Origin of the sequence: Pseudoxanthobacter sp. (assembly GCF_036822375.1) — a bacterium.
In the GTDB taxonomy this organism is placed as follows: domain Bacteria; phylum Pseudomonadota; class Alphaproteobacteria; order Rhizobiales; family Segnochrobactraceae; genus Pseudoxanthobacter.
On record NZ_DAISHT010000350.1, the window covers coordinates 1 to 2261 of the forward strand.

1 protein-coding gene and 1 pseudogene are annotated in these 2261 nt (G+C 66.7%); one reads left to right on the forward strand and one right to left on the reverse strand.

Features of this window, described 5'->3' with window-relative positions; translation table 11 throughout:
• On the reverse strand, positions 1-326 hold a 326-nt coding region (locus V7067_RS17505), incomplete at its 3' end, for a transporter substrate-binding protein (RefSeq protein ID WP_334177166.1).
• A 410-nt stretch (positions 327-736) separates the two neighbouring features.
• Between V7067_RS17505 and V7067_RS17510 the strand changes: the two are divergent.
• A pseudogene (locus V7067_RS17510) lies at positions 737-2261 on the forward strand (hybrid sensor histidine kinase/response regulator); the annotation flags it as partial.

The following is a 2261-nucleotide window of genomic DNA, read 5'->3' on the forward strand; positions in this document are numbered from 1 at the left end:
TCCTCGAACACCGGCAGCACGGACTTGCGCGACACCGAGGTCCAGCAGCCGAAGGTGACGGCGACCTTGTCCTTGGTCAGCAGCTCGCGGGCCTTTTCGGCAAACAGCGGCCAGTTGGAGGCCGGATCGACGACGACGGCTTCCAGCTTCTTGCCGAGAAGGCCGCCCTTCTTGTTCTGCTCGTCGATCAGCATCAGCACGGTATCCTTCAGCGTGGTCTCGCTGATGGCCATGGTGCCGGAGAGGGAATGCAGGACGCCGACCTTGATGGTGTCTTCTTCGGCGTGAGCCGCCTGCGCGCCGGTGAAGGCCACCGCGCCGGCCATGGCGAGCGCGCCGACCACACGGCGCGCCTTGCTGATGAAGCGGGTGCCGAAGGCGGCCGACCGCTCGTGGTTCGATGACGACATCGAGTGTTCCCCTGATTTGCGAAAAGGCTTTTTTTGGGCAAAGGCCTGATCCAGCCGGGGAAAGTGTCAGGCCATATGCCGCCGGAACCTATACGTTGAATGACGTATGCCCGCCGCGGCGGGCCGGGAGCGGTGATCCATCATATTGAAATAGAAAGCGATTTCTGTCTGTCGCCGGGCGGCGGAAGGCGGTGCGGCGGCGCAGGCGCAATCGTGGCGCTGCGGTGTCGGGCGGCATCGCGATTGCATGGGCGATTGTGGCGGCTTAACACCGGCGCCGGCCCCCGGCGCGGGTGCCGGCAAACGCACCCACACACTGGCAGGCCATGGCGGGACGGCAACGCATTCTGCCGATCCGGCGGGAATATAACCGCTGGGTCGCCAACGAGACGCTGGAAGACTATGCCCTGCGCTTCACCGCCAAGCGGGCGCGGCGCTGGTCGGCCGGGCGCGTGGCGCAGACGGCCATCGGCGCCATTTCCTTTCTGGCGCTGGAGGCGATCGGCGGGGCGATCACGCTGTCCTATGGCTTCATCAACGCCATGGCGGCGATCGCCGCCGTCAGCGTTATCATTCTGGTCACCGGCATTCCCATCAGCCGCTATGCGGCGCGCTATGGCGTCGATATCGATCTGCTGACCCGCGGGGCAGGCTTCGGCTATATCGGCTCCACCGTGACCTCGCTGATCTATGCGAGCTTCACCTTCATCCTGTTCGCCATTGAAGCCTCGATCATGTCGTCGGCGCTGGAGCTGTGCTTCGGCATTCCGCTCTGGCTCGGCTACATCATCTCTTCGCTGGCGGTCATCCCGCTCGTCACCTACGGCATCGCCGGCATCAGCCGCTTCCAGTTGCTGACGCAGCCGGTGTGGATCGTGCTCAACATCCTGCCGTTCGTGTTCATCGTGCATCACGACTGGCCGGCGGTGACGGCGTGGTTCGCCTTCGGCGGCGTGCCCGGCGGGCCGCATTCGGCGCCGCAGTCCGGTTTCAGCCTGCTGCATTTCGGGGCGGCGGCCTCCGTCATCCTCGCGCTCATTCCGCAGATCGGCGAGCAGGTGGACTTCCTGCGCTTTCTGCCGCCGCGCGAGCGGGCGCGGGAGGCGCCGCGGCGCGGGCGGGGCTGGACGGCGGCGCTGCTGTTTGCCGGCCCGGGCTGGATCGTGCTCGGCGCGCCGAAGCTGGCGGCGGGGTCGTTTCTGGCGTTTCTGGCGCTGCGGGCGGGCGTGCCGGCAGACCATGCGGCCGAGCCGGCCTACATGTTTCAGGTGGCGTTTCAGTATGTGTTTTCCTCGCCGCAGGTGGTGATGGCGGTGACGGCCGCGTTCGTGGTGGTCTCGCAGCTCAAGATCAATGTCATGAACGCCTATGCCGGCTCGCTGGCGTGGTCGAATTTCTTCTCCCGCCTCACGCATTCCCACCCCGGACGTGTGGTGTGGCTGGTCTTCAATGTCGCCATCGCGCTGATGCTGATGGAGCTTGGCATCTACCGCGCGCTGGAGCGCACGCTCGGCGGTTTCTCGGTGGCCGCGGTGGCGTGGATCGGCGTGATGGTGGCCGATCTGGTGGTCAACAAGCCGCTCGGGCTGTCGCCGCCGGGCATCGAGTTCAAGCGCGCCCATCTCTACGATATCAATCCGGTCGGGGTCGGCGGTATGGGGCTGGCGGCGCTGGCGGGGCTGGTGGCGCTGTTCGGCGGCTTCGGTGCGGTGGCGCAGGCGATGGCGCCGTTCGTGGCGCTGGTGGTGGCGCTCGTCGCCACGCCCGCGCTCGCCTGGGCCACGAAGGGGCGCTATTATCTGGCCCGCAAGCCGCGCGCGCAGTGGATGCAGCGCACCGAAATCCGCTGTT